Source organism: Micrococcus sp. HMSC31B01 (assembly GCF_001816085.1).
Lineage (GTDB): Bacteria > Actinomycetota > Actinomycetes > Actinomycetales > Micrococcaceae > Micrococcus > Micrococcus luteus.
Window position 1 is genome coordinate 1 of sequence record NZ_KV825234.1, and the last position, 1,819, is coordinate 1,819.

Consider the following 1,819-nt stretch of genomic DNA (forward strand, 5'->3'; position numbering starts at 1 on the left):
CGGACCGTCGACGGCGGCCCCGGCCACGCACCGCGCGTGGTCGGGGCCGCCGCCGTCTCGGGGCAAGTGGCCGCCGCATGGCCGCCGGATGGCGGGACGCTGACGCCGATTTGAACTCGACGGGACGGGTGTGTATAGTTCTAGAAGTCGCCGCGGGGTGGAGCAGTTCGGTAGCTCGCCGGGCTCATAACCCGGAGGTCGCAGGTTCAAATCCTGCCCCCGCAACGAGAAGGAGAAGGCCCCCAGCATCTGCTGGGGGCCTTCTCGCATGCCCGGGCCCGGTCGCCCCGGTCCGCCGGCACGGTGCCGGCGGGCGAGCTGACCGCCCTCGGGCGATCGGTGGGGGAGCGTCAGCGGCTCGAGGCCCGGACCGCCTGCTGGGCCGGGGTGCGGCGGCCCGGATCGGTGCGGCGCAGCCAGACGGCAGCGATGATCGCGATGATCGCGATGGCGCCCCAGATGCCGACCACGGCCCAGGACAGGCCCGCGATGAGCAGCAGCGGCACGAAGGACACGGCCGCGATCTCCACGGGCACCACCGGGATGTAGGCCACGCCGAACTGCTCCATGGTCCCGGACTTCAGCTTCGGGTCCACGATGCGCAGCATGGCCACGCCCGTGGCGACGGCGCCGGTGGCCCAGCCCCACGTGAACAGCTGCTTCTCGAACCACGCGTCGGTCATGACGCGCGGCGCCACGACGATCCCCAGGAACAGGGCCAGCGCGAGGCCGATCACGAACAGGAGCAGCAGCGGCTGCCAGTAGTCCACGACCACGGTCGGGGCGATCGCGGCGATGCCACAGACGATGAGGATGTCCGTGGCGGTGCCGGACACCGAGTTCAGCGAGCCCGGGTCGAGGAACTTCGCCGTCTTCGTGGCCTGGAACAGGACGCGGGCGATCAGGCCGAGGAGGAACGCGATCGCGAACGCGGGGATGATCAGCTGGGGACCGTCCTCACCCACGACGCTCGGCCACACGGCCGTGATCCAGGAGACCACGCCGTGCGCGGCCGCCGCGATCATCGCGACCACGCCGACCTGGAAGGCCAGCGACTCCACCGAGGCCGCCGAGAAGGTGTGCCGGCCGATGACCGGGCGTTCCTCCACCTGGTTCAGCACCCCGGTGCGCAGCTCCTCCGGGATGGAGGTCAGGCCCGCGAACTCCCGCGCGTGGCCGCGCTGCGCGCCGATCTTGGCCTGGATGATGCCACCCACCACGCCGACGATCATGCCGACGGTGGCCGAGGTGTAGGCCAGCGAGGTGACGGTCGCATCACCGTTGGCCGCGTACGCCTGGCCCACGGCGGCCGCGGAGCCGAAGCCTCCCGCCCAGCCGGCGAACAGCAGGGCGGCGAACGAGTCGGGCGCGTCGAACAGCGGCTGCAGGAGGACCAGCGTGACGAGGGCGCCGATGGCCACCTGGGAGGAGTAGATCAGCACGCCGTAGGACGCGAACGCGCCCACGGGGCGGCCGATCTTGCGGACGTCGAAGTCGTCGGTGAGCGCGATGCACACGAACACGATGACGATCAGGATCGAGCCGTACGTGCCCAGCTGGGGGCTGAACGGCAGCCAGCCCAGGCCGTTCGGGCCGAGGGCCAGGCCCAGGATGCCCGCGATGACGGAGGCCGGGATCATCAGGGTCTGGAGGGGCGTGATGACGGCACGGGCCAGCGTGCCCACGGCCAGGAGCGCGCCGATGAGGCCGGCGTCGACCAGCACGGACCAGGCCGTGAACTGCTCTTGCATGGGGTTCTTCCTCTGTGCGGGGACGGGGGTGTCCCACGGAGCGCGCCCGTGCCCTCGAGATACGCGAG

Annotated in this window: 1 protein-coding gene and 1 tRNA gene; one reads left to right on the forward strand and one right to left on the reverse strand. The window is 71.4% G+C overall.

What is annotated here, in order from left to right; genetic code table 11:
* Positions 1-151: 151 nt before the first annotated feature.
* Positions 152-225: transfer RNA gene (locus tag HMPREF3105_RS08675), tRNA-Met, on the forward strand.
* Between the two features lie 125 nt (positions 226-350).
* Here HMPREF3105_RS08675 and HMPREF3105_RS08680 read toward each other — a convergent pair.
* Positions 351-1,751, reverse strand: coding sequence for a sodium/glutamate symporter (locus tag HMPREF3105_RS08680; protein WP_036314362.1), 1,401 nt, complete (start codon positions 1,749-1,751; stop codon positions 351-353).
* Positions 1,752-1,819: the final 68 nt, after the last annotated feature.

What these genes read in the sequence shown, in the direction of transcription:
- HMPREF3105_RS08680 (WP_036314362.1), bottom strand. Translation starts at nt 1,751, where the DNA reads ATGCAAGAGCAGTTCACGGCCTGGTCCGTGCTGGTCGACGCCGGCCTC.